The sequence below is a fragment of the Fuerstiella sp. genome (genome assembly GCA_022447225.1).
Classification (GTDB): Bacteria; Planctomycetota; Planctomycetia; order Planctomycetales; family Planctomycetaceae; genus S139-18.
In genome coordinates, this window is record JAKVAZ010000007.1 from 21,749 (window position 1) to 44,464 (window position 22,716).

Consider the following 22,716-nt stretch of genomic DNA (forward strand, 5'->3'; position numbering starts at 1 on the left):
GTGCGTTATGACAGAAGCGTTGTGGATATTCAGACGAGCTTTGGCTGCGTGCTGATTCCGTCGGTAAGTCGATGCCGCCGTTCCCTGACGTTACGAACCACCAGAAAACCCTGGTCTTCACCATTCTGAAATAATTTAAACTTGACGATCGCTTCCAGCCTGAAATCGATCGTACCCAACAAAATTTTGGACGGTGAGTTACTCATGAACGATCCAGTGTGCAGGCTGATGGGGATGAATCAACAGACGGACAGGGCACAATGAACCTCGGGTGGAGCGGCATCCAAAACCCCGTATTGTAATTCAGTTCACGTTCAGGGTACATCGTATCCAGGGATCACACTCTTAAACCCGGTGAATTGTGCTGTCATTGCAAATTCCGGCCAGCTCTTCTGGCCTCCGAAACCACAGATCCGTTACGCTTTTCGACCATGCCCACGGGTGCCAGTGGTTTACTCCGGGAACTCAGGCCGGTACACGGTCCCTGATCAATCGATTCAGGCTGTGAATTCCTCTGGACAGCAGCGGATTTCAGGCTGCATGAGCCATGACGCCCGGTGAACTTAATGAATCAGGATATCTATGACTCTCTCGGAGTTGCTACAGAATCGATTTCGTGCCGATTTACGCCACCGCGGAGCGGCCTACATCGAAGCGGAAAGAGTATCACTTGTTCGAGTCACTGCAGAAAATGTATTTGGCATGGTAGTGGACGGGGTCGAATACAACACTCAGCTGCGCCATCAGGAAAGTGACATTGCACTTTTCTGCACATGTGACCAGTTTGCCAAATCCGGTGCGTGTAAGCATTTGTGGGCCACCGTACTGGCGGCTGATTTGGAAGGTCATGTGCACCCGTCGCTGCGTCCGGGGCGTCTTGTGCCTTTCGTTGTTCGCGAATCCAGCCTGCCGGTGACGATTGATGATCTGACCAGTGAATTTGAACCGGATTCCGAGACTGACAGGAGCAACGGTCGTGCTGCCAAAGCAGTCGCAAAAAGAACTGAACCACGTCTCAAACGCTGGGAATCACGTCTCAGTGAGTTGCAGGATGAAATCTCTGCGGAGGGTAAAGGAGGAAAGACGCAGTCGTCGGATCGACAGATCTACTATCAAATTGATCTCGAAGGCAGCCGGGATGCCGGGAAGCTGGTCATCCAGGCATCGCAGCGACAGCGGCGATCGAGTGGCCAGTGGGGTAAACTGAAACCTCTCAAGATACGGCCGGGACAGCTGGACCAGATCGAACATGAAGACGATCGTATTTTCCTCTCTTACCTGTCGGGTGCGATTCCGGAGCGTAATAACTGGTCAACGCAGCAGGCCGAACTGCAGGCCGCTGCGCACCGGTTTCACTTACCGTACGAACTGGGACGACTGATACTGCCTGAAATGTGTCGATCCGGTCGCCTCACACTGCTGGACGCTGACAATTCCGGCAGTCAGACGCTGGAGTGGGACAGTGCCGAACCATGGGAGCTTACAATTCGCATCAGACGCGACACGGATGTTGAAGGATGGAGTGTCCATGCCCAGCTTATTCGGGAAGAGGAAACCCTGGAGCTGGTGGACGTGCCGTTGGCGGTTGCCGGTGGATTTGTTGTGACGGCCGACAGCATTGGTCAGTTACGTGATTTTGGGGCTCCCCAGTGGATGACCATGCTTGCGGCAGAAGGTCGGCTGGCGATTCCTGTCGCCGACGAAGACCAGTTTGTTGATCGACTGCTGGACATTCCGTCGTTGCCAAGACTGGAATTACCAAAAGAACTGCAGCTCGAAGAGGTTCGTACCAAACCAGCACCGCAGCTCAAAATATTCACACCCCCGGCATCACGCTGGCGCAGTGAAGCCCTGACGGCGGAAGTGCTTTTCGAGTATCTTGGCACCCCGGTACCTGGTCGGAATGCACGTTGGGCCGTCGTGCAGCGGGAGGAAAATCGCTGCATCATTCGTGACCGTGGTTTTGAAGCTGAGTGCTGGCAGCAGCTTCGTGAACTGGGATTTCGTAAGCGTCTCAACGGATCGCAGACGAATGCTGATGTTGAGATTTTTCGACGGGACATTGCTTCGGCGGTTCGACATCTGGTGGAACACGGCTGGGAGGTTTTTGCCGATGGCAGCCAGGTTCGGCAACCGGGCAGTATGAAGTTTCGTGTCCAGTCTGATGTCGACTGGTTCGACGTTCACGCTGATGTGGACTTTGAAGGCCATCGAGTCGCGTTTCCCGAACTGCTGCAGGCACTGGAGCGTGGTGACTCCATCGTTCGACTGGATGACGGCTCGCTTGGGATTCTTCCTGAACACTGGCTGGAACAGATCGGTATGATTTCCGGGCTGGGGACGCCGGATCAGGAGTTACTGCGTTTCTCGAATTCCCAGGCTGCTCTGCTTGATGCGCTTCTGTCGGCTCAGGAACACGTGGAGTTCGACGAACGCTTTCAGGATCTGCGGACGCGTTTTCAGTCTATATCCGGGGTTGAAGCCGTGGATGTTCCAAAAAACTTCAAAGGTGTGTTACGCGATTACCAGCGCGACGGGCTTTCATGGATGTGTTTTTTGAGGGATTTCGGGCTGGGAGGTTGTCTGGCGGACGACATGGGGCTGGGAAAGACGGTTCAGTTTATTGCCATGTTGCTCGAGCATCGCACCAAGTCTGCGAAGATACAGCCATCGCTGGTGGTGGTGCCACGTTCGCTGATGTTCAACTGGCACAGCGAATGTGAGAAATTTGCTCCCGAGCTTAAGGTGCTGGACTACACCGGAATGGAGCGTACAGGGCTGCGATCGGAGTTTGAGGAACACGACGTGATTCTGACGACTTATGGAACTGTTCGCCGTGACATCGCCGTTCTAAAAGACATCAAATTTGCGTACGTTGTGCTGGACGAAGCACAAACGATCAAGAATCCGTCGTCTCAGATTGCCAGAGCGTCTCGACTGTTGAATGCGCGACATCGACTGGCACTGAGTGGAACCCCGATTGAAAACAATGCCGGGGACTTGTGGTCAATTTTTGAATTTCTGAATCCTGGGATGCTGGGACGCAGTACGGTGTTCCGCAGCCATGTGGCTGATCCGGACAGTCGGGACACCCGTGATGTTGTTGCGCGTGGTCTTAGACCGTTTATTCTCCGACGGACCAAGAAGCAGGTGGCAGCTGAACTGCCGGACCGGCTGGAAGAAACAATTCTCTGTGATATGGATAACAAACAGCGCCGGCTGTACGATGAATTACGAATTCACTACCGCGATTCTTTGCTGGGTCTTGTCGAGGATAAGGGACTGGCCCGCAGTAAGATGCACGTGCTCGAAGCCTTACTCCGACTGCGTCAGGCCGCCTGTCATCCGGCACTGCTGGACCGTGGTGAACAGTCGGATCCATATGCCAAACTGGAATTTCTGATTCCTCATTTACGCGAACTGGTGGCAGAGAATCACAAATCTCTGGTGTTCTCGCAGTTTACCAGCATGCTGGCGATCGTTCGGCATCATCTGGATGAAGCAGGAATAGAGTACGAGTATCTGGACGGCCAGACACGGGACCGCAAAGCTCACGTGACGCGTTTTCAGGAGGATGATGACTGTCGGATCTTTCTGATTAGTCTGAAAGCAGGCGGATTGGGGCTCAACCTCACCGCAGCAGAATATGTTTTTCTACTGGATCCTTGGTGGAATCCGGCTGTGGAAGCTCAGGCAATTGACCGGGCCCACCGAGTTGGACAGACAAAGACGGTTTTTGCCTATCGGATGATTTGCCGCGATACGGTCGAAGAAAAGATTCTCCAACTTCAAAAGCAGAAACGCGAACTGGCTGATGCGATTCTTGCTGGTGACAGCAAGGGCAGTATTCTCAGCGAGATGTCTCTGGATGATCTTGAATTACTGCTGTCATGACTGCCAAACGTGTGGTACTAGCTATGAGCGGTGGAGTGGACAGTTCGGCAGCGGCCGTACTGTTACATCGCCAGGGGTATGAGGTTATCGGGCTGTTCATGCGTTCCGGTGAAACGCAGGACACCTGTGATGTATCGCCAACCGACCTGCTGCCGGTTCTTGACACTCCTGCACACCGACAGGGTTGTTGCAGTTCTGAGGACGCGGCCGACGCACGCAGAGTCGCGGATGATCTGGGAATTTCGTTTCATTCCCTGAATTTTCGTGAAGCCTTTAGACGTATTAAAGACTACTTCGCGGATGAATACATTTCAGGTCGGACTCCGAATCCCTGCGTGCAGTGCAACAACTGGCTGAAGTTTGGTCGCCTGTGGGACTTTGCACAGCAGATTGGAGCTGACCACATCGCTACCGGACACTATGCCCGGATTACCACGGATTTGTATGGACAACACCAGTTGTACACCGGCATTGATCCGCAGAAGGATCAGTCGTACGTGTTGTTTGGTCTTCGACGCGAGTTGTTGAGTAAAGTGCTTCTTCCGGTTGGCAACTTCCACAAATCGCAGATTCGTGCGTTTGCTGACGAAGCCGGGCTAAAGGTGGCCAATAAAAAAGACAGCTATGAGATCTGTTTTGTTCCGGACAACGACTATGCCGGGTTTCTGAATCGCTACCGCGGACAGCTGGACACAGCCGGTGATTTCGTTGATACCGACGGGCATGTGCTGGGACAGCATGCGGGCTACGAACGATTTACCGTGGGACAGCGAAGAGGGCTGGGGATCGCATTTGGCGAACCTCGATTTGTCGTGTCAGTGAAACCGGAGAGCCGACAGGTCGTACTTGGTCGTCGTGAGGATCTGGCCGTTTCCCAGGTAATTGCAACACAACTCAACTGGTTGGTGGATCGGCCGGCGGACGAATTCCGATGTCGCGTTGCGCTGCGTTATCAACAGCGAACATCACCGTGTTCCGTGTCGGTCGACGAAAACGATCGTGCTGTGATTCGGCTGGATGAAGAGACGTTCGGTGTGGCACCGGGGCAGGCCTCGGTGTTCTACGATGAAGATCGTGTACTGGGTGGTGGGTGGATTCAGTCGACCGTGTCGTGATTCACAACTGACAGTTCGCCAGCCACCGATTAGTCCATCCGCAGCAATATTGATTATTTGTGTCGGTGCAGACCTTATTGCCCGGTGAATCGTGGCTGCCGTTTCTCAACGAAATGAGCCACTCCTTCCCGGAAATCGTCACACTGAAAGCTCAGAATCATTTCGTCGTTGGCGGCATCAATGGCATCACCAAGGTCGGTGAACAGCGCCTGGTAAATTTGTTTTTTCATCACCTGCAGCGATCTGGGAGACACTGTTGTTGCCAGCATTTGTGCGTATTGCCGCGTCGTGCCCATCAGGTCGTCGTGAGGGATCACCCGGCTCACCAGTCCAATGCGCAGGGCTTCGTTTGCATCGATGATGCGTGCTGAGTACAGCAGATCCAGTGCGTTACTGACTCCGACCATCCTTGGCAGAAGCCAGCTGATTCCGTGTTCGGCAATGAGTCCTCGCTGCGCAAACGCCGTGCCGAATCTTGCATTGTCTGAAGCAAAACGAATGTCACAGTACAACTGTAGTACGAATCCGAGTCCGACAGCCGCACCGTTGATAGCACCAATGATCGGTTTGCTGATGGCCGGGAAGTAACTCCATGTTTTCTGGAAATCAGCGGCTGCGGAGTTGTGCGGACGCTCGGGCATAAATTCGCGGCGTTTTGCAGCGATATCGGCGGTTGCCCAATTCGTTTCCGTTACGTTCTGCAAAAGTTCAAGATCGGCGCCGGAACAAAAGCCACGTCCATTTCCTGTCAGAATGATCACCCGTACATCATTGGAGATGTCCGCTGTGTGCATTGCTTCAAGCAATTCGGATTCAAGCCGGCTGGTAATTGCATTAAGGCGGTCGGGGCGGTTGAGTGCGATTGTGGCGACATTCTGCTCGACACTGTAATCAATGGTTTCGAATGACATCAGAAGACCTCAGGAAGTTAGCAGAACAACAGATATGAATATTCAGAACAGTGTCTGAGTACAATTTGTCAACAACAGTCTGTATTGAGTGTCGGTACAGTGCTCAGGTAAAGTTTGGTAAACCGTTACAGTGTCTCAATTCGTGCCAGGTCGTTGAGTCCTTCAGGAGACAGGCCTGTAGCAGGATAGATTGGCAGGCATCCGACCCGTGTTGCGGCTTGTCTGTTGCGACAGCCTGATCGTACGCTCACGGAAATCGGGAAATTCAGAAGGTAATCTTTGAGTCTGGTTCGAGTGCGTGTGCCGGGATCGGAAAATTCTCATTGAAGACTCGCATTTGTTCCGGACTTTCCAGTGTCGTACCCGTTTCGTCAAACATTCCCGTTTCGGAATTAAGTACCTCGGACGCATCCAGACCCAGGTGCTGAACCATAAACGGATACATAGCCTGTCGCTTCGACAGCTGGTATCCATGACCTTCTTCCGCAAAATGAACGTTGTCCACACCCGCTGTATTCCCAAACAGACGATAAATTTCACGAATATACGGGTACTCAACTTCAGGGGTGTTTTTCGTCCAGTCACCGCCGACTGACACCAGGAGCAGAGGACGTGGAGCAGTCAATGCCGCAATTTCAACGTTGTTGGTCTCCATGTCTGCCGTCCGGTGAATTGGCATTCCGCTTTCACAATGACAACCGCCAAAGAAATGTGCGGAAACCATCACCACGGGAACGGCGACTTTGACCCGTTCATCGACTGCCGTCAACAAAAAGGTCTGTGTGCCTCCTCCCGAACATCCGGTTACTCCAATTCGATCATCATCCACCTCGGCAAGCGACTGAATGAAATCCAGTGACCGAATACTGCTCCATGTTTGTAATGTCAGTGCCTGATGGTGCCGATGGTCCCAGCCATAGTGTTGTGAGTCCCCGAAACCGATCATATCGTAAGAAAAAACGACAGCTCCCATCCGGGCCAGTGTTGCGCAGCGATGTTGCTGATTTGCACGGAATCGTCCGCCTTCGGGGCCGGTGGCATGACCGTGCGGGCAAAGAATTCCTGGTCGGGGACCGTTTGTCGCTGTCGGACGATAGAGATTTCCGTAAACAAAGAATCCTGGCCGTGCCTCAAACGCGGCAGATTCCACAGAGTATCCGTCGTAAACACGCTTTCTGTGAATGATTGGATTCAGCGGAGTACGTTCCGGCTCAGGATCGAGTTTTGCACCGACCAGAATCTGTTTACGGACGCGTGATGCCCGCAGTTTCCATTCTGCCAGATTTGAAAACGTTGCTCCCATTCGTTTGAGTTGCCGGACGGCTTCAGCTTCCGATTGGTAGTGACCTTGGCACAGCATCGGTTTTTCGACGGGTTTCGCGTCAGCCGGATCATCAGCAAAACACAGTTGAAGCGGCACTGTCATCGTTATGCTGAGACAGACGTGTCCAAACAGTCTCATTTGTTCGTGCTCCACCACAGATTTCGTTCCAGGTCAGACTAAACGTCATGATAGTCAGAGCATTCACCACATGCGATCACCACGCGTTGTCCTGCAAATTTGCCTGCCGTTCAACAAAACAGCGAAGTCTCTGATGAAGTTAATGTCTTCGATACACAGTTGCCGGCGTCAGTCTGTTGGCTTTCGGCGAAGACCTCTGAAGATGCAATTGAACGTCAAACCGACGTGCTCCGATCTGCAAATATGAAAAACGGAGACTGACCATTTTCGGCGAATTTCGTGTCAGAGACACAGCACTGAAAAATATCTAGCGGGGCCATCAGTAGTCACGGACCGAACCGTCTTCATTAATCGGTTGAGGATTTGAGAGTTCGAACGGGTGAGCTTCGGCAATCGACTCATCGAACTCGCAACCCAGTCCTGGTTGATCCGGCAGCATTGCGAATCCGTTTTCCACATGGATATGTGCACCTTTGAACAAGTCGTTTTCCCAGTTGGAAGGGCGGACGACGAATTTGTATTTTGACTCCTGAATGACGCAGTTCGTCGTGCAGGCATCGATGTGCAGTGACGCCAGTGTACATGGAAGACTGGATGGATTATGCAGAGCCACGTCAATGCCCTGAGCTTCCGCCATGGCACATATTTTTCTGGTCTCAGCGATGCCTCCTGCCTGGATAACGTCAGGCTGGACAAAAGACACCAGATGACGACTGATAATATCCTCAAAGTCGAATTTGGTGAAAAGCCGCTCGCCGGTGGCCAGTGGCACGGTCGTTCGCTCACCCAGCCACTGCAGTGCATCGTTGAATTCGATATTGACCGGTTCTTCGAGCCACAGCGGTCGAAACTCCTCAATGCCGTTTGCGTACTCCAGCGCCTGCACGGGGGTCAGCTTCGTATGCGCATCGGTGGCAATATCGAAGTCGGAGCCTGCTTCATCTCGCATTTCAGCAAAGGTGTCGGTTGCTGTTTTTACGTTCCACGGAAACTGTGCCCGGCCGTTTTTCATCCGTAGAGGTGGACCGGTTTTGATCGCAGTGTAACCCTTTGCTTTTGCATCGCGGACGGCTTCTCTGCCGGTTCCGTGCACATAGAGCCGGATCTTTTCCCGCGCAGCTCCCCCCAGCAGTCTGTAGACCGGTACATCCAGAAGTTTTCCAAGGATATCCCACAGAGCAATCTCAGCGGCGCTGATTGCGGTGTTAAGCACCGGTCCGCCTCGCCAGCGAGGCCAGCGATACATGCCCTGCCAGAGAAATTCGATACGAGTCGGGTCATGTCCGACCAGAACTTCACGCAATTCTCTGCATGCGGCGAGTGCTGTGCCCGTCTTGCGGTGGACAGAAGCTTCCCCAAGTCCTGTCACTCCGACGTTTGTATAGATTTTCATGAATACCTGATTCGCTTCGATTCCTACTCCCCAGCATTTGACGTCGGTGATCCTGATATTCTTCGGTAGTTTTGCCGAAAGTTCGTTGACCAGCAGCCCATTCCAGAACGGAAGTCCTCCAAAAACGATGCCCAGCTTTTTGATGAACTTACGACGGTGCATGATGAACTCCTGTTTGGATTTCTGAACCTGGGTTCGGGTTGAACACGTTGACAGGCTCTGAGCATTAAACGCAGAGCTCAGGCAGGTGTTTCGCATCTGCACTGTGTCCGGCTGTTGAGAAGCACTGTTGATGCGGTTGCACGATGACAATCAGGGGATCACGATTCCGGTCATGGAAGGACAGAGAGCGTGAAATTCTGCAACAAACGATACCGCTGAACGAGCGAGTGTTGTCACGTTCACGGCAGATTCCTTTATTCCGGCCTGGGCAGTTTTAGAATGAGATGTATTCCGGACTGTATGGTCTGTCGCTGACCGGTCCTGTGACATAAAAACGTTCCGAAACTGAAAGCCGCCGGAAACACGGAAGCGACGTTTTGGGGAAATCCCCTGTTCCCTGTCAGAGATAATTGATTTGTTATGTAAAAAGGAAATATCAATCAAGTACTCGGGAGTAAATTCATATGGACGGAAACATTGAAAGCCTGTTGCCGTTGAGGGAAGCACGCAAATTCGTGACGAACCCCCGTTCCGTTCAGCTTAGCCTCTATTTTCAGCTGGATGCAGCAGCCGCGGAAATTATCGCTGAGGCGACATGTGAATGGTTGTGTCTCGACGGATTGACTGAGTTAACTGAGGACACCGCAGGACAGCTGATCGCATTTGCAGGCCGTGGCCTGTCACTGAATGCCCTGCCCGGCATTTCTGAACCGGTCGCCGAGATTCTGAGTACTTATTCCGGTGAGTTGCAGCTGAATAAGCTGACGCAGATATCGAATCGCACTGCGGATGTTCTGAGTCAACATCGTGGTGCCCTGTCTCTGGACGGACTGACAAGTCTTTCCACGGGGGCAGCACAGGCTTTGGTCAGGCACCCCAATTTGTGTCTGCGCGTCAATGCTGACCATTCCGGGCAGTTACTGCCTGAAGCTGTCATTCCATTTCGAAAATCTGCCAAAGGAACCAACTGGTCGTGTGACAGTGTCGAGCGTTACCTGCGATATGCACCCAGGGGCTGGCCTCCCCCCATGCCCCGTCGTGCCTACGAAATCGCGAACGATGATCCCACACAGTGGACTCTGACATCCGCTGTGTTTCAGGCAATGGACGGACGCGAGACCGTGGAACAGTTACACGACGGCTGGTTCTTCGAGATGGAGGTCGAAGAAATTGAGGGCTTCACGGTATTGCTGGAAGAGTCTTTGACGTTGCCTGAACGGGAGGTCGTGATTGCCAGTGGTACATGGCCCATGTTGAGACTGCCGGATGGAATATTGCTGGTGGGGCCGGTTCCTGGAAGAAGTACAAATCTTGATATCTCTGAGGACAACAGGTTCGAAGTACGTGTCGGGGCACATGACCGATATGCGATTGTGCGGGTACCTCCCGGGTGTTATTCGGTCGGGATCTATCAGGATATCAACAGCTATTACACATTCGAACTGCGAAACCTGAACATCGACTGTCACTGGGATCCTTCGGTTGAGTCCCGGAGAGAACGGCAACAGGGGGTTCCGAGGTGCCCCGACTACCTGCCACTGGTACTCCGTAGTGATCTGCCGCCTGATCCGATCAGAATCAAACCTGGTGAGGCGAATATTGGATCATTACCGGGACTGCGGCACAGGGGAAATCCGCCAACAATTCGTCTCTCCAAAGCAGTTCGCCGATTTCCCCGCGCACCGGTGTTTGACGCAGGACAGATTGGGGGGGGATGGACCGAAACACTGCCCTGACCGTGGTTCGCAAGGTTCAGTCGCTGCCGCCGGAGGCGGGATTCCCGTCGGACACGAGGCGCGACGGTCTCAATGGGGTTTCCTCATGATTCCCAATGGAATCTGATGAAAGATCCGTTTTGGTTTCATTGTCGGAATGAAGCAGTGGACGTGGAACACAGCCGACATTGGCACTCAGTTCCTCACCGCCTGGGACCTCAATCTGTAAGCGTAGCCTGCAAAACGTCAGCTGCGGCAGAGCCTGTTGTCACGTCGGGAACGTAATTCGGAGCATAAACGGCAACGATATCAAAATGCTGACGGTTCAAAGCCATCTGAAGCAGATCCTGGGCTGCCAGTGTCAGCCGGCCGGCCCGCCGCATTAATGGAAACCGGATCCCGGCCAGACCTTCGAATGAACGATACACAACTTCGGTACAGACCAAGCGATCAGAACGTGTCAAATCAAAATCAAAATCATACGGTTTGCCATCGTGAAACAGTGCACGCGCAATGGCCTCCGTGATGAGATCATTTGGTAAACTCGGACGGATAACAGTCACGGCGTCGGCTGCAAAAGGCGACGACAGTGACCGAATTCTGACGCCGTCTTTGAGTGCTTCAACAACTCTGCCGGAATCGGATTGGTCACATGTCAAAATACGCTGCCAGCGAGGCTCGCCATGAGGATGGCTCGCGAAGCCCAGCTGATCGAGCTGATGTGTCTGTCCAATATAAAAAGCCGCATGCGGCCAGAAGCCTGGCAGGAAATAGTTCGTGACAGCGTACTCTTTTCGATTAACGAAAATGTCGCCAGGCTGAATCAATTGTCGAATTTGTTTGACGATATCCGGGGGCAGCCGGGGCTGATGTCCGAGGTGTGTGTACTTTCCCGAAACCAAACTCGAGACAGCTTTTTGCAGGCCAAAAAACGCGCGTGCGATCAGTTCACGCCCGGTTGTTTTTGCCTGCCGGGCGCGGGTCCTTAAACGACTGACGGCATATTCCTGGATGTCGACGTCAAGCACTGCCTGCATGCGATCGGAAAGTTCGACAAGAGGTTCCAGTTCCGTATCATGTGCCATTTCAGCCAGCGCTGACTTGTTTGTCTTCCAGTACTCCCGTGCGTGGTACAGGTGCCACACATGCACGGGACTCGTGAGTGAATCCTGAATCCGGTCGTAAGTCCCGGCTGCAATTCCGAAGGAAGGTTCCGGTTCGTTCAGTTTTTTCAGTACTGCCGGACGGTTCCTGCAGTTGTCTCTAAGAAATCGGGCCGCGTCGACCAGCACCAGTGCTCCGGTCCAGGCAACCAGAAACGCTGCCGCTCGCTGCTGCCTGCTTAATGTCTCGTTAGTTTCCGTTAACTCGGATGTCTGGTGTTCGGATGTTCGGTGCATCGTCACCACAAGTTCAATCAGGGCATTTCGTGAGTGCCAGTAGGAGACAAGCAGTTGCCGGACGTTTTGATCTTCGGACGGAGTGAAATAACCGCGTTTGCCAGCCGAACCTTTTTCGAAAAGTAAAGCAGCGTGGTGCTTGAGGTGTTCAAAATGTTCAGTGATGTCGATGACCGTGCGCGCACCACTGACGGTTGATTCAGGAAACATGTTTTGCATAACCGGTTTCAGGCGTCAGGCGCACGGAGGAGATTGAAGGCACCATGGGTCCCGGGACTCGTTTGTACCTGTCAGATTCAGAGACGGGTGTTGTGAGATCCGCTCACAGGCCATGTTGATGCGAAATTTTCGCAGCGGTACTAAAACTTCAGTTGAGTAGCAGGTTTCCCGGGCAGTGAGACCAGACGATCGACAAATCTCCGTCAATGGTCAGATAATGTGTGTTGACGATATCACATTATGATTGGGAAAGACTGATGGTTGGCGACGTATTTCAGCAGATAATCGTTGGTCTGGTGGTGGCCGTAGCGCTCGAATATTTTCGAGACTGGAGAGCATCAACACGGGGCGTCTGCCCAGGACAAAGACAGAGAACCCGTCAGGACGCCGGGACTTTCTTCGCGAAACACCGCTGCTCGACTCACTGTGTCTGTGTTGAGTGGCTTTGTGCTGTTTGTTGTGTTCGGAGACTTTGTGGATGATTATCTGGTTGACGAAGTCACCACGCTGACAATCTGGGGGCAGTTTCTGTTCTGGATTATTGTTATGTGGTGGATAGTGACTTACTTTTCACCACTGAAACCACGTGAGTGACTCGCTATTGTCAAAATCGGGGCAGCTTTTTCGCGAGGGGCATGCTGCCATTCAGCGATGTCGCCCAGCACTGTGGCGGGCCGTTCGGTGACGTCGTTGAAGTTACTGAAATCAAGGCTGAATGGGGTGATTTGAGTCTGTGTTGGGTTGCGATCACAACTGTCAGGAGGAGCTGTCATCGTTGATGACAGTTGTCCGGGAAGGGCACAGCGCGTCGTGAGTCCGTCGGACCGGATTGAGACCTGATTTGATATTCCATTTTGCATATGCTAATTCTCCCAAGTATCGGTTTTAGCGGCGTAATCCCCGAATCTGACGCGGCGCGGTTGAACTGCAACCTGTGAACGGGCGATCGCTCTGCCCAGCACTCAGCCCTGGTTGATGTCGGTTTGTACACTTTGTTGCGTCGATGTTGATGCGGTCCTTCAAACACCACATTTGCGACAGTAGATCGCGATCGGAATACGGACTAGAGTGTCACCAATTCCTGAACGACTCATTGGTGAGACTCTCAATGCTGTGGATCGATCGAAACAAACTGCGTACGCAACTGATGGCCGGCACGTTTCTGAACCTTGGATCGGCAACAAGCGTCGAAATCGCTGCTGATACCGGATTTGACTGGTTGCTCATCGATCTGGAACACGGGTCCGGTTCCGCTGCCGATTTGCGCAGCATGCTGCTGGCATGTCGTGGGTCCAGTGCAGCGCCGATCGTTCGGATTCGCTCTGTCGATCCGGACACTGTGAAGTTTGTGATGGACAGTGGCGCGGCCGGAATCATGTTTCCGTACGTGAGTTCGGTTGAAGAAGCACAACGTGCTGTTGACTGCATCAAGTATCCCCCAATGGGGTCCCGGGGAGTTGCCGGCGCCATCCGGGCAACCGCATTCGGGCGTGACTGGAAGCCGTATTTTGAGCAGGCCAATGACAACAGCCTGGTGGTCGTACAGATCGAAACACCTGAGGCGGTCAGTGCGTCGGCCGACATTGCAGCAATCGACGGTGTCGATGTTCTGTTCGTTGGACCGCTGGACCTGTCAGTCAATCTGGGCTGCCCCGGCGATTTCAATGAGCCTCGATTTGTGGAAGCGCTCAGCAGAGTTGTCAAATCGTGCAGCGATCATAATAAGACGCCTGGCATTCTGACGAAGCCGGGGTTCGAACAGCAACACAAGGAACTTGGGTTTCGCTTTACGGCGCTCGGAGCCGACTCTCTTGGGGTTCTGCAGGCAATGAACGAGAACCTGGAGCGTCTGCGTCAGTGAGCCGTTCCGCTGCGTTTGCCTCGGCCAGATTGCGAATATGGTTGAGGACCCGCAGATGGATCTGATGGACCAGTTCGTCGGACCAGAGCGTCCAGTAAGCCTGTGGATTCATGTTCAGGACATACCACGTTGTGCCACTGAGCCGTGTGACTCCCCCGGAAAGGTGTTCGAGTCGAAATTCGCCCCGCGTTGAACGAAATCCACTGTTGAGATGTGGTGGGTGGATGTGACGGTACGGAGTCAGTTCGAACATGGGATCGGGCTGTTCCCTGACATCGAACGCCAGCAGACGGTTTTGTTCCCATGCCGTAATCGGTTCCACAAATGTCCCGGTTGTGAATTCGCAGTAGCGAGTTGCACCCACACCGGTCCCGTCGATGCGGGCTCGGAGAGGACAGGCAATACCAGTGCGAAAAAACCATGCGGGTGTTTCGGTGATTTCCGGGAAACGGATGACCTGTTGCCAGACAACATCCGGCGGCGCCTGAATATCGATTTGTGTCCTGACAGCGAGTGTGGGACTGGAAACAACAGCTCCTTCAAGAACGGCCAGCAGCGGCAGGCCGGTCAGGCACCAGATCATGCCCTGGGAATCCCGCTGACGATGGCAGGTTTCAATGGCGATGGAGCGGCCGATCAGGGCGCCCAGTACTGCAATCGGCCACAGAATCGGGATCGCCATGATGATACAGATGGCTCCCTCCAGTCCCACGAGCAAAAATCCCGAACAACAGAATGCCGTCATCAGTGTGGCCTGCAGAATTGTCGCTCCCGCTGATCGACGAGCGGGAGTATTGAACAGCCAGGCACTTACCGTTCCTGCGATGAGTGGAGTTCCAAAAAACAGTGCTGCTCCGTAGCTGTCCAGAACATAGACGGTGAAAATCGTGGAAACAATTGCATAGACGAAGCCGGCAGCAGCTCCGACAAGAGCTGCGATCACCCCGCTGTTCTTTGCAGTGGAATCCCCTTCATCCACAGGGGCAGGAGACTTCCGGATTTCATCGAGTTCCTGCTGCTGTCGGATTTCGTTGACCGATTGCGGTTTCCTGGCTGACACGAGACTCAGCAAAAGCATGCCGGCATAGTTGAACAGTGGAATCAGCATCACCATTCCGCACCATGGGGAGTATCCGGCATCACGGCAGCGGCGAATACTCATGGCGACGGCAATCCAGACAAACGGAACCGTCCACAGCACAAGAGTGATTCCAAGCCTGGTGGGAGCACCTTCAGTGAATTTCGCCCGATGGCTGAGCAGCGGTGTCAGAAAATCAGCCGGAGTATAGAACTTGGTCGTCAAAGCACCGATAACTCCGGCCTCAACGAGATACTTTAGAATTGCCAGACCAAATCCCCACTTGATATACGACAGTCGGTCGACAGTTCCACTGAGTCGAAAGCAGTACGCAGGGGCTGGTGGTGATTTTTCCATCACAGTTTTGACCTGTCTTCGTGTTTCAATCACAGTGAGACCTGTTGCCATCCGAAACCGAACCGCAGGAGGGATATCTCATTTAACCGCAACTTATTCAGAAGCGGCAGACTATCGGAACGAGTTGCTATCGGTTCTCTTCCTGGAAATTCAGGACTGGTCGTGTCTTTACCGAACCGGGGACGACTGTTGTTGGCTGCACGTACCGACGAATCCTTTGCCGTCTGTCAAAATGTTGATGTGGCCCGACTTTTAGATTTGTGTCTGCAGGGTACCTGGATTACCTGGGTCCGCTGGCTGGAACTGGGTAAACATATCGGGAACAATGCACCGAGCCAGCTCTATTTCATTCATCAGAGGTATCCCTGTGACCGAGCATCAATCCGGTGGCAGAAGTTTTTATCACAAAATACGCCTGTACACATTTGTTGGAATTGGTCTGTTGGCTGTGATCATGATTTTCCAGAATACAGCGAATGTGGAGACGCAGCTGTTATTATGGAAAATTGAGATGCCGCGCGCCGCTCTGCTGGCGGCAACACTGCTTGCCGGATTCGTGGGTGGCGTTGTCTGGACCGGATTCCGGCGGCGCAGGTAACTCGTTTGATTTTCGTAAGATTCTCAGGCTCTCCAGTCGATTTGCTCAGCAGTAATGCTCAAGGGCTTCGTGATGCCTTTCTGGCTCAGTTCCAACCTTGTTAGTCTGACCACACTTGCTGAAGCCGACCTGCATTCCGGTAGCTGGACAATGACGTTCACGCTTCTTGCTGTTGCCGCAGCACTCGTCGTTGCCAATGGTTTTTTCGTTGCCGCCGAATTTGCACTGGTGAAGATTCGTCCCAGCCGAATCGACGACATGGTGAATGAGGGGCGGCGGTTTGCTCCAGCGGCCAAATGGCTGGCCAGTCGGCTGGAACAGTCGCTGTCGGCAGGACAGCTGGGTATCACGATGGCGTCACTGGCGCTGGGCTGGGTCGGCGAACCGGCCTTTGCGAAACTGGTGGTACCCGTTCTCGAATTTGTCAGTATCACTAATCCGAGAATTCAGGAGGTGATTTCGTTTATCGTGGCGTTCACCGTTATCACGGCGCTGCACCTGGTGATTGGTGAACAGGCGCCAAAAATCTTCGCAATCCGTGAACCGGAAAAAATGTTGCTGTGGTGTGCCGTTCCGATGAAAGCTTTCTTCCTGATTTCTTATCCGCTGATGTCGGCCCTGAACGCGACAACAACGTGGTTGCTGAACATGGTGGGACTCAGTCAGGAGGATTCTCACGGGGAAACGTTTACCGAAACCGAAATCAGGGCGTTGGTTCACCAGGCGCACATTCGAGGGGAACTGACACGTAACGAACGAACACTGATCGATGCCATCTTCGAATTTGATGATCTCGTCTGCCGTCGGATTATGCTGCCTCGACATGATGTTGCATTTGTTGATGTGTCGGAACCGGTTCCCGAAATGATGGCCATGATCCGTCGCACCCGGCACACCCGTTACCCCGTTTGTGACGGTTCGCTCGATGACGTTGTCGGAATTCTGCATATCAAGGACTTGCTGCAGGAACAGATCGATGACAAATTCGATTTTCGTTCCATCGCTCGTCCTCCCCGGAAAGTTCCGGACAGTCTGCCGGTTGGAAAGCTGCTGCGACATTTTCAGGGCACGCACCAGCTCATGGCATTTGTTATCGATGAGTACGGGACTGTGATCGGGATTGTGACCCTGGAAAATGTAATGGAGCAAATTGTTGGTGACGTTGCCGATGAGTTTGATATTGAGGATCCGGAGATCGTGCCGGATGGTCCCGGCCAGTTTGTGGCTGTGGGCAGTACTCCGATCGAAGACCTGGAGCAACGATTGAACGTCACGTTTTCAGCCCCGGAGGCTGATACACTGTCCGGATTACTTATGCACTATGCGCAGGAGATCGTGGAAGAAGGTCAGAGTGTGCAAATGGGAGTCGTTCGGGCCGATGTGCTCGATGCCTCCAACGGACGTGCGGTTCGCGTTCGACTGACCCTGCCCGAAGAAAGTATTGGAAGCGTTAAATCCCGTCACGACAGCTGATTCCCGATCATTAGCTGAGGATTCCCGCAACAACTGCTGTCAGATGTCGGTGCGGTCGGAGGGTGGCGAGTTAAGGTTGGCGTTCCGGATGTCGCTGTTTCCCGTCAGGCAGGCATTTCATACACTTGCCGGATCTGTGTACTGAAGCCTTCACTCCCGTCGGAAAAAGTGTCGCCATGGAACTGCATGACAAAGTGGTCGTTATTACGGGCGCAGCGCGAGGGATTGGTGAGGCGCTGGCTCATCAGGTTGCGGCACAGGACGCCTCAGCCGTGGTCGTGTCGGATCTGGATCTGCATGATGCTCAGACGGTTGCCGGTGCGGTCGGCGGAACGGGCATTGCCTGTGACGTGAGCTCTGAACAGGACGTTCAGCGATTAGTGGACACGACCCTTGACCTCTATGGTCGTATCGATGTGTTTGTGTCCAATGCCGGAATTACATTCAAAGGAGGTCTGGAGACGACTAATGATGAGTGGCAGAAGATGTGGGATGTCAACGTAATGTCAAGGCTGTATGCGGCGCGGGCCGCAATACCGCACATGCTGGAACGAGGATCCGGATATCTGGTCCATACCGCATCAGCAGCCGGACTTTTGACAGAAATCGGTTCCGCATCCTATTCGGTTACCAAGCATGCCGATGTGGCGATGGCAGAATGGCTGTCCGTCTGTTACGGGCGGCAGGGGATCCACGTATCGTGCGTCTGTCCACTGGGAGTGCAGACCGACATGATCGACGATGAAGACCCGATTCATCGCTATTTGCACCTGCATTCGATCTCCGCTGAACAGGCGGCGGATTCAATCGTGGACGGAATCCGTTCAGAAGAATTTCTCATTCTGCCCCACCCGGACGTGGCCGACTTCTTTTCAATGAAGACTGACGATTACGACCGCTGGTTGCGAGGTATGCAGCGACTCAGACAGAAACTGACTCGCCAAATCAGGCGCCGTAACGCTGCCTGAGCCGGTTCTTTGCAGGAAAAAGAGTGGATGATGACGGCTGGGTAGAATTCGGAATGTACTCCGGCAGCATGCGACGATGTCGCTGACTCACCGGCAGAATCTGCCGAAAGTCACATGAGGGGACGCCAGTCCGGCCGACAAAAGTGATGCGTCACCACAGTTCCGTCCCCATTCTTCCCTCCTGGAAAGGTCGATCAATGAAATTGACAGCTGGTTTTGCACTTATAGTCTTCATTGCTTCCAGCGTCGTCGCCGGTGAAGAGCAAACTGCTCCTTCGACACTTCCTGTAAAAGAAGCGTCACTGACATCGAATATGGATGTCGCAAGGGGAGATCTGCATACCGTTGGACACAAACAGAATGTCTGTTCGAAATGCGGAGATGTCCATGGTGGCGAGTTTGTTTCGAGGTCACGTTCCAGTCCAGGCGTGTTGGAACGTATCCTGGATATCGAACGTCGCAAAAATAAATGGCTTTTAAGCTTGATCGGTCTTTAGATAAATTGACCTGGTGATTTAACTGTTGGCACTGCTCGGCTGCAGATGGTGTCTTTGGTTCAGGAACGCAATTATTGAGAGATGAGTGTTTGGGGCATCCTCGTCAATCGACAGACTGTTTGCTGAGCAACAGGAGTCTCTCGCCTGGACGATTGTTTCCATGCCGGCCGCACGGATCCGTTACCGCATTCTTGTAAACGTAACCGAGCGAAGATTTCGTACTGATCCCGGGTTGTCGTGATCGAATACGAAATCACCGCTCGGATTTTTTACGTAACCGTATGTTTTGCGTTTGTGAGTGAATCCATCGTTATCGGTCGGTGTCGGTTGCAGTGTCAGCTGTCGGACCCGCCGTGATTTGCTGACTGAAGAACAGGATGTGTGCTGAGGACTTTCCTGATTCCGGCGACAGACCTCCAGAATCAGGTTATGATCCCGTCACCCGGTCCGGAGGTGATGAGCATGGATCATCAGAAAAATTATTCAGTCGTCGGGCGTGGCGCGAATCTCAACCAAACTGGGAGGTTTGAGTCCATTGAGATTCACCCCGACTGGTCTCAGATGGAACACGACGACGAGTGGTATGATCAGGTCAGACGTCCGAAGACTCGGTATTTTGAAGATGTCTCATGTTCGGTGATTTCTGAGAATGACAGCCCCGACATTCCGTTTCGCTTTAGTCTGAATCCATATCGGGGTTGTCTGCACGGGTGCAGTTACTGCTATGCCCGGCCATCCCATGAATATCTGGGGTTGAGTGCCGGTCTGGACTTTGAAACTCGGATTTTTGTGAAGCGAAATGCAGCCAGTCTGTTCCGCAGGTGGCTTTGCCGTCGGGGATATGAACCGGCCCCGGTGATGATGTCGGGTATCACTGATTGTTATCAGCCTGCCGAGAAAGCGTTTCAGATTACTCAACAGTGTTTGGAGGTCGCCGCCGAATCCTGTCAGCCGATGTCTGTAATTACGAAGAACGCACTGGTCTGTCGGGATGTCGAAATGATGGCTCGAATGGCATCGCAAAATCTAATTCAGGTGGGTGTGAGCATAACGAGTCTGGATCAGAGTCTGACGAAATTGCTGGAACCGGGTACAAGCGCCCCGGCAGCCCGGTTACGAGCTGTAAAGGAACTGACCGAAGCCGGGGTTCCGGTGCATGTGATGATTGCGCCCGTGATTCCTGGTCTGAACGACAGCGAAATTCCGGCCATTCTGCAGTTGGCTGCTGATGCCGGGGTCCGGTCGTCGAGTTATATCCTTCTTCGCCTGCCACATTCCGTGAAAGATCTTTTCACTGAATGGCTGAAAGAGCAGCGACCGAATCATGCCGGGAAAGTACTGTCGAGACTGTTGAACGTTCGGGATGGCAAGCTCAATGAAACTGAATTCGGACGAAGAATGCGAGGGGCGGGATCCATCGCTGATCAGATTGCTGAACTGTTCCGGGTGTGTGCTCGCCGATCTCGGATCGACTGTCAGCTTCCCACTTTCAGCACAGCAGACTTTCGTCCTCCGAATGGTCAGGGCCGACTTTTTTGAATCGAGTTCGTGGTCGGAATGGATGGTGGAACCGGCGGGAGACAGGTCAAATTCGTCAACCAACACGACTGCTGACGAGAGCTTCTGAGTTGCAGTAAGCATCACCTGGTTGAGCGATTGACGGTTGAATGACCGGATCCGAGTCACTTGTTAACAGGTCAGATGTCCAAGTTGGCTGGTACCACGGGTTCGGCCGTGACAAACCGAGCCCGACCGTGTTTTCAGGGACACTGCCCACTTAGTCGGAATAGGTGGTCCGTCTGACGTTCAGGTGTGTTGGTGACAGGCAGGACGCTGTCGAATTCAGCCAGTGACGTTTATCGGATATGTGCGGATGGTCACCCGCATCTCTCCAGCTTTGCATTCAGGATAGAAATCGTCAAATTTCGGTCCTGACCCGCAGCATGTGTGACCGGTGGTATCGTGGATCTCCTGATAAATATCTGTCTATGTCCGGAGGTCTCCGATTGTAGCTGTACAGGTGATCTGACTGGTGAACAGGGGATTTGGATGATTGTGTGAGTCAGTCTCTATCTCGAAATGCATCAGGTCTCGTGTGATCGGGCCCGGGTAACCTCATCCGAGGTTAGAATGATTGAGGAGGTTTGATCTGCCGAATGCTAACTCACGGCAATTGAAATTATTCAGTTTGCCAATTACGCTTGATTTGTTATTCCAAACTGCCATGAATCCGGAATTCTTCGTTTGCGATTGAATCCGTTTCCAGCGTAAAACAGATCATCGACAGAGTCTGCCCGCGCAGTGATACGGTAATCCGGGCGATTCAGATTCAACCCACAGGAGATGTCCGTGAAACAGTTGTCCTCAATCGTGTTCCTGCTCATTGCTACCGTCGGCATGGCTGCTGATATTCAGGAAACAGCGCTGAATGTCAGTGTGGAACGTGCTTTTCCGGAAATGAGTTTCGATCGACCACTGATTATTACCCATGCAAACGACGGAACCGATCGTGTTTTCGTAGCGGAACAGGAAGGGGTGATTAAGGTATTTCCGAATGATCAGGAAATCGAAGAAGCTGCCATTTTCCTCGACATCCGAAAGCAGGTTGTCTATCGCGACAATAAGAACGAGGAAGGCCTGTTGGGATTCGCATTTCATCCGGATTACAAAAAGAACGGACACTTCTTTCTGTATTATACGACGACGGACGCAGACCTGACTTCAGTGGTGACGCGGTTCACAGTGTCCAAGGACGATCCCCACAAGGCCGATTCGAAGTCCGAAGTAGAACTGATGCGGATAAGCCAGCCGTACTGGAATCACAATGGTGGTACGCTGGCATTTGGCCCGGATGGTCTGCTTTATATTGCATTAGGCGATGGCGGGAAGGGGGGAGATCCTCACAGTCACGGTCAGAATCTGACCACTCTTCTGGGGTCCATTCTCAGGATCGATGTTGATCGACAGGAGGAAGGGAAAAAATATGCTGTTCCGTCAGACAATCCTTTTGTTGGCACGATGGTTTCTACGAACAGTCGAGGTGACAAGCAGGCTCCGGCGGTCGGTGAGATTTATGCTTACGGATTTCGCAATGTGTGGCGTCTGTCGTTTGACAAAAACACAGGAGACCTGTGGGCGGCCGATGTGGGACAAAGTTTGTGGGAAGAAATTAACATCGTGGAGGCCGGTGGAAATTACGGCTGGAACGTGCGCGAATCGAAACACTGGTTTCGTCCTGATGGTAATGACAACCGGAGCGATCTTATTGATCCGATCTGGGAATATCATCACGATGTCGGTAAGTCGATCACCGGCGGAGCCGTTTATCGGGGGAGTCGTGTTCCCGAGCTTCAAGGGAAATATGTCTATGCCGATTATGTGAGCGGATTGTTGTGGGCTCTGGACTACGACCGGGACGAGCAACGTGTGACTGGAAACTATTCACTGACCGGAAAGAATCAGCCAGTAATGTCATTTGGTGAAGATGAAGCCGGTGATCTGTATTTTTCGACTCCATTTGGTCAGTTATTTCGATTCAGGTCCGGACTGTGAATTGTCAGTCGCAATCGCCAAAGCTGTCGTAGATGGAGTCCAGAGGCCGATGTGATCAGGT

The 22,716-nt window shown here is 52.9% G+C and carries 17 protein-coding genes; 11 read left to right on the top strand and 6 right to left on the bottom strand.

From position 1 onward, the window contains the following. Window positions 1–29: 29 nt before the first annotated feature. On the bottom strand, window positions 30–206 hold the full coding sequence (locus MK110_07670) for a hypothetical protein (protein MCH2211165.1): 177 nt from the start codon (window positions 204–206) through the stop codon (window positions 30–32). Window positions 207–582: 376 nt separating this feature from the next. On the opposite strand from MK110_07670, the gene MK110_07675 reads away from it, so the two are divergent. Both MK110_07675 and mnmA read left to right on the top strand, forming a co-directional pair. Further along, on the top strand, window positions 583–3,894 hold the full coding sequence (locus MK110_07675) for an SNF2 family helicase (GenBank protein ID MCH2211166.1): 3,312 nt from the start codon (window positions 583–585) through the stop codon (window positions 3,892–3,894). Next, window positions 3,891–5,009, top strand: coding sequence for a tRNA 2-thiouridine(34) synthase MnmA (mnmA, locus tag MK110_07680; protein MCH2211167.1), 1,119 nt, complete (start codon window positions 3,891–3,893; stop codon window positions 5,007–5,009). Before MK110_07675 ends, mnmA begins: the two co-directional genes overlap by 4 nt. A 74-nt stretch (window positions 5,010–5,083) precedes the next feature. Here mnmA and MK110_07685 read toward each other — a convergent pair whose 3' ends face one another. The 3 genes from MK110_07685 to MK110_07695 all read right to left on the bottom strand — a co-directional run bounded on the left by MK110_07685 (window position 5,084) and on the right by MK110_07695 (window position 8,937). Further along, window positions 5,084–5,920, bottom strand: a complete 837-nt coding sequence (locus MK110_07685) for an enoyl-CoA hydratase (protein ID MCH2211168.1) — start codon at window positions 5,918–5,920, stop codon at window positions 5,084–5,086. A 265-nt stretch (window positions 5,921–6,185) separates the two neighbouring features. Next, window positions 6,186–7,382 carry an acetylxylan esterase gene (locus MK110_07690; GenBank protein ID MCH2211169.1) on the bottom strand — a complete coding sequence of 399 codons (1,197 nt, stop codon included), beginning with the start codon at window positions 7,380–7,382 and terminating at the stop codon, window positions 6,186–6,188. Window positions 7,383–7,701: 319 nt separating this feature from the next. Further along, complete coding sequence (locus MK110_07695) at window positions 7,702–8,937, bottom strand: hypothetical protein (protein ID MCH2211170.1); 1,236 nt, start codon at window positions 8,935–8,937, stop codon at window positions 7,702–7,704. Window positions 8,938–9,401: 464 nt separating this feature from the next. Here MK110_07695 and MK110_07700 point away from each other — a divergent pair, with 464 nt between their 5' ends. Then, window positions 9,402–10,673 carry a hypothetical protein gene (locus MK110_07700; protein MCH2211171.1) on the top strand — a complete coding sequence of 424 codons (1,272 nt, stop codon included), beginning with the start codon at window positions 9,402–9,404 and terminating at the stop codon, window positions 10,671–10,673. Between the two features lie 197 nt (window positions 10,674–10,870). Here MK110_07700 and MK110_07705 read toward each other — a convergent pair whose 3' ends face one another. After that, window positions 10,871–12,262 carry a hypothetical protein gene (locus MK110_07705; GenBank protein ID MCH2211172.1) on the bottom strand — a complete coding sequence of 464 codons (1,392 nt, stop codon included), beginning with the start codon at window positions 12,260–12,262 and terminating at the stop codon, window positions 10,871–10,873. 435 nt (window positions 12,263–12,697) lie between these two features. On the opposite strand from MK110_07705, the gene MK110_07710 reads away from it, so the two are divergent. Together MK110_07710 and MK110_07715 are read left to right on the top strand one after the other, a co-directional pair. Next, window positions 12,698–12,865 carry a hypothetical protein gene (locus tag MK110_07710; GenBank protein ID MCH2211173.1) on the top strand — a complete coding sequence of 56 codons (168 nt, stop codon included), beginning with the start codon at window positions 12,698–12,700 and terminating at the stop codon, window positions 12,863–12,865. 514 nt (window positions 12,866–13,379) lie between these two features. Next, window positions 13,380–14,132, top strand: a complete 753-nt coding sequence (locus MK110_07715; protein ID MCH2211174.1) for an aldolase/citrate lyase family protein — start codon at window positions 13,380–13,382, stop codon at window positions 14,130–14,132. Here the strand turns inward: MK110_07715 and MK110_07720 are convergent. Further along, window positions 14,059–15,618 carry a hypothetical protein gene (locus tag MK110_07720; protein MCH2211175.1) on the bottom strand — a complete coding sequence of 520 codons (1,560 nt, stop codon included), beginning with the start codon at window positions 15,616–15,618 and terminating at the stop codon, window positions 14,059–14,061. The genes MK110_07715 and MK110_07720 overlap by 74 nt on opposite strands. Before the next feature lie 316 nt (window positions 15,619–15,934). Here MK110_07720 and MK110_07725 point away from each other — a divergent pair, with 316 nt between their 5' ends. From MK110_07725 to MK110_07750, 6 genes are all read left to right on the top strand, one after another. After that, the gene (locus MK110_07725) at window positions 15,935–16,165 is read left to right on the top strand and encodes a hypothetical protein (protein ID MCH2211176.1); all 231 of its coding nucleotides are present in this window, start codon (window positions 15,935–15,937) and stop codon (window positions 16,163–16,165) included. A gap of 72 nt (window positions 16,166–16,237) precedes the next feature. Further along, the gene (locus tag MK110_07730) at window positions 16,238–17,638 is read left to right on the top strand and encodes a hemolysin family protein (protein MCH2211177.1); all 1,401 of its coding nucleotides are present in this window, start codon (window positions 16,238–16,240) and stop codon (window positions 17,636–17,638) included. 176 nt (window positions 17,639–17,814) lie between these two features. Then, window positions 17,815–18,606 (top strand): SDR family oxidoreductase, encoded by a 792-nt coding sequence (locus MK110_07735; GenBank protein ID MCH2211178.1) that lies wholly within the window; start codon window positions 17,815–17,817, stop codon window positions 18,604–18,606. A gap of 197 nt (window positions 18,607–18,803) precedes the next feature. Next, window positions 18,804–19,103 carry a hypothetical protein gene (locus MK110_07740; GenBank protein ID MCH2211179.1) on the top strand — a complete coding sequence of 100 codons (300 nt, stop codon included), beginning with the start codon at window positions 18,804–18,806 and terminating at the stop codon, window positions 19,101–19,103. Window positions 19,104–19,565: 462 nt separating this feature from the next. Next, the gene (locus MK110_07745) at window positions 19,566–20,642 is read left to right on the top strand and encodes a PA0069 family radical SAM protein (GenBank protein MCH2211180.1); all 1,077 of its coding nucleotides are present in this window, start codon (window positions 19,566–19,568) and stop codon (window positions 20,640–20,642) included. A gap of 810 nt (window positions 20,643–21,452) precedes the next feature. Further along, window positions 21,453–22,655 carry a PQQ-dependent sugar dehydrogenase gene (locus MK110_07750; protein ID MCH2211181.1) on the top strand — a complete coding sequence of 401 codons (1,203 nt, stop codon included), beginning with the start codon at window positions 21,453–21,455 and terminating at the stop codon, window positions 22,653–22,655. Window positions 22,656–22,716 lie beyond the last annotated feature (61 nt).

Excerpts from the sequence above, each read along its gene's own strand:
- MK110_07670 (MCH2211165.1), bottom strand. The coding sequence starts at position 206 with ATGAGTAACTCACCGTCCAAAATTTTGTTGGGTACGATCGATTTCAGG.
- MK110_07675 (MCH2211166.1), top strand. The coding sequence starts at position 583 with ATGACTCTCTCGGAGTTGCTACAGAATCGATTTCGTGCCGATTTACGC.
- mnmA (MCH2211167.1), top strand. The coding sequence starts at position 3,891 with ATGACTGCCAAACGTGTGGTACTAGCTATGAGCGGTGGAGTGGACAGT.
- MK110_07685 (MCH2211168.1), bottom strand. The coding sequence starts at position 5,920 with ATGTCATTCGAAACCATTGATTACAGTGTCGAGCAGAATGTCGCCACA.
- MK110_07690 (MCH2211169.1), bottom strand. The coding sequence starts at position 7,382 with ATGAGACTGTTTGGACACGTCTGTCTCAGCATAACGATGACAGTGCCG.
- MK110_07695 (MCH2211170.1), bottom strand. The coding sequence starts at position 8,937 with ATGCACCGTCGTAAGTTCATCAAAAAGCTGGGCATCGTTTTTGGAGGA.
- MK110_07700 (MCH2211171.1), top strand. The coding sequence starts at position 9,402 with ATGGACGGAAACATTGAAAGCCTGTTGCCGTTGAGGGAAGCACGCAAA.
- MK110_07705 (MCH2211172.1), bottom strand. The coding sequence starts at position 12,262 with ATGTTTCCTGAATCAACCGTCAGTGGTGCGCGCACGGTCATCGACATC.
- MK110_07715 (MCH2211174.1), top strand. The coding sequence starts at position 13,380 with ATGCTGTGGATCGATCGAAACAAACTGCGTACGCAACTGATGGCCGGC.
- MK110_07720 (MCH2211175.1), bottom strand. The coding sequence starts at position 15,618 with ATGGCAACAGGTCTCACTGTGATTGAAACACGAAGACAGGTCAAAACT.
- MK110_07730 (MCH2211177.1), top strand. The coding sequence starts at position 16,238 with ATGCCTTTCTGGCTCAGTTCCAACCTTGTTAGTCTGACCACACTTGCT.
- MK110_07735 (MCH2211178.1), top strand. The coding sequence starts at position 17,815 with ATGGAACTGCATGACAAAGTGGTCGTTATTACGGGCGCAGCGCGAGGG.
- MK110_07740 (MCH2211179.1), top strand. The coding sequence starts at position 18,804 with ATGAAATTGACAGCTGGTTTTGCACTTATAGTCTTCATTGCTTCCAGC.
- MK110_07745 (MCH2211180.1), top strand. The coding sequence starts at position 19,566 with ATGGATCATCAGAAAAATTATTCAGTCGTCGGGCGTGGCGCGAATCTC.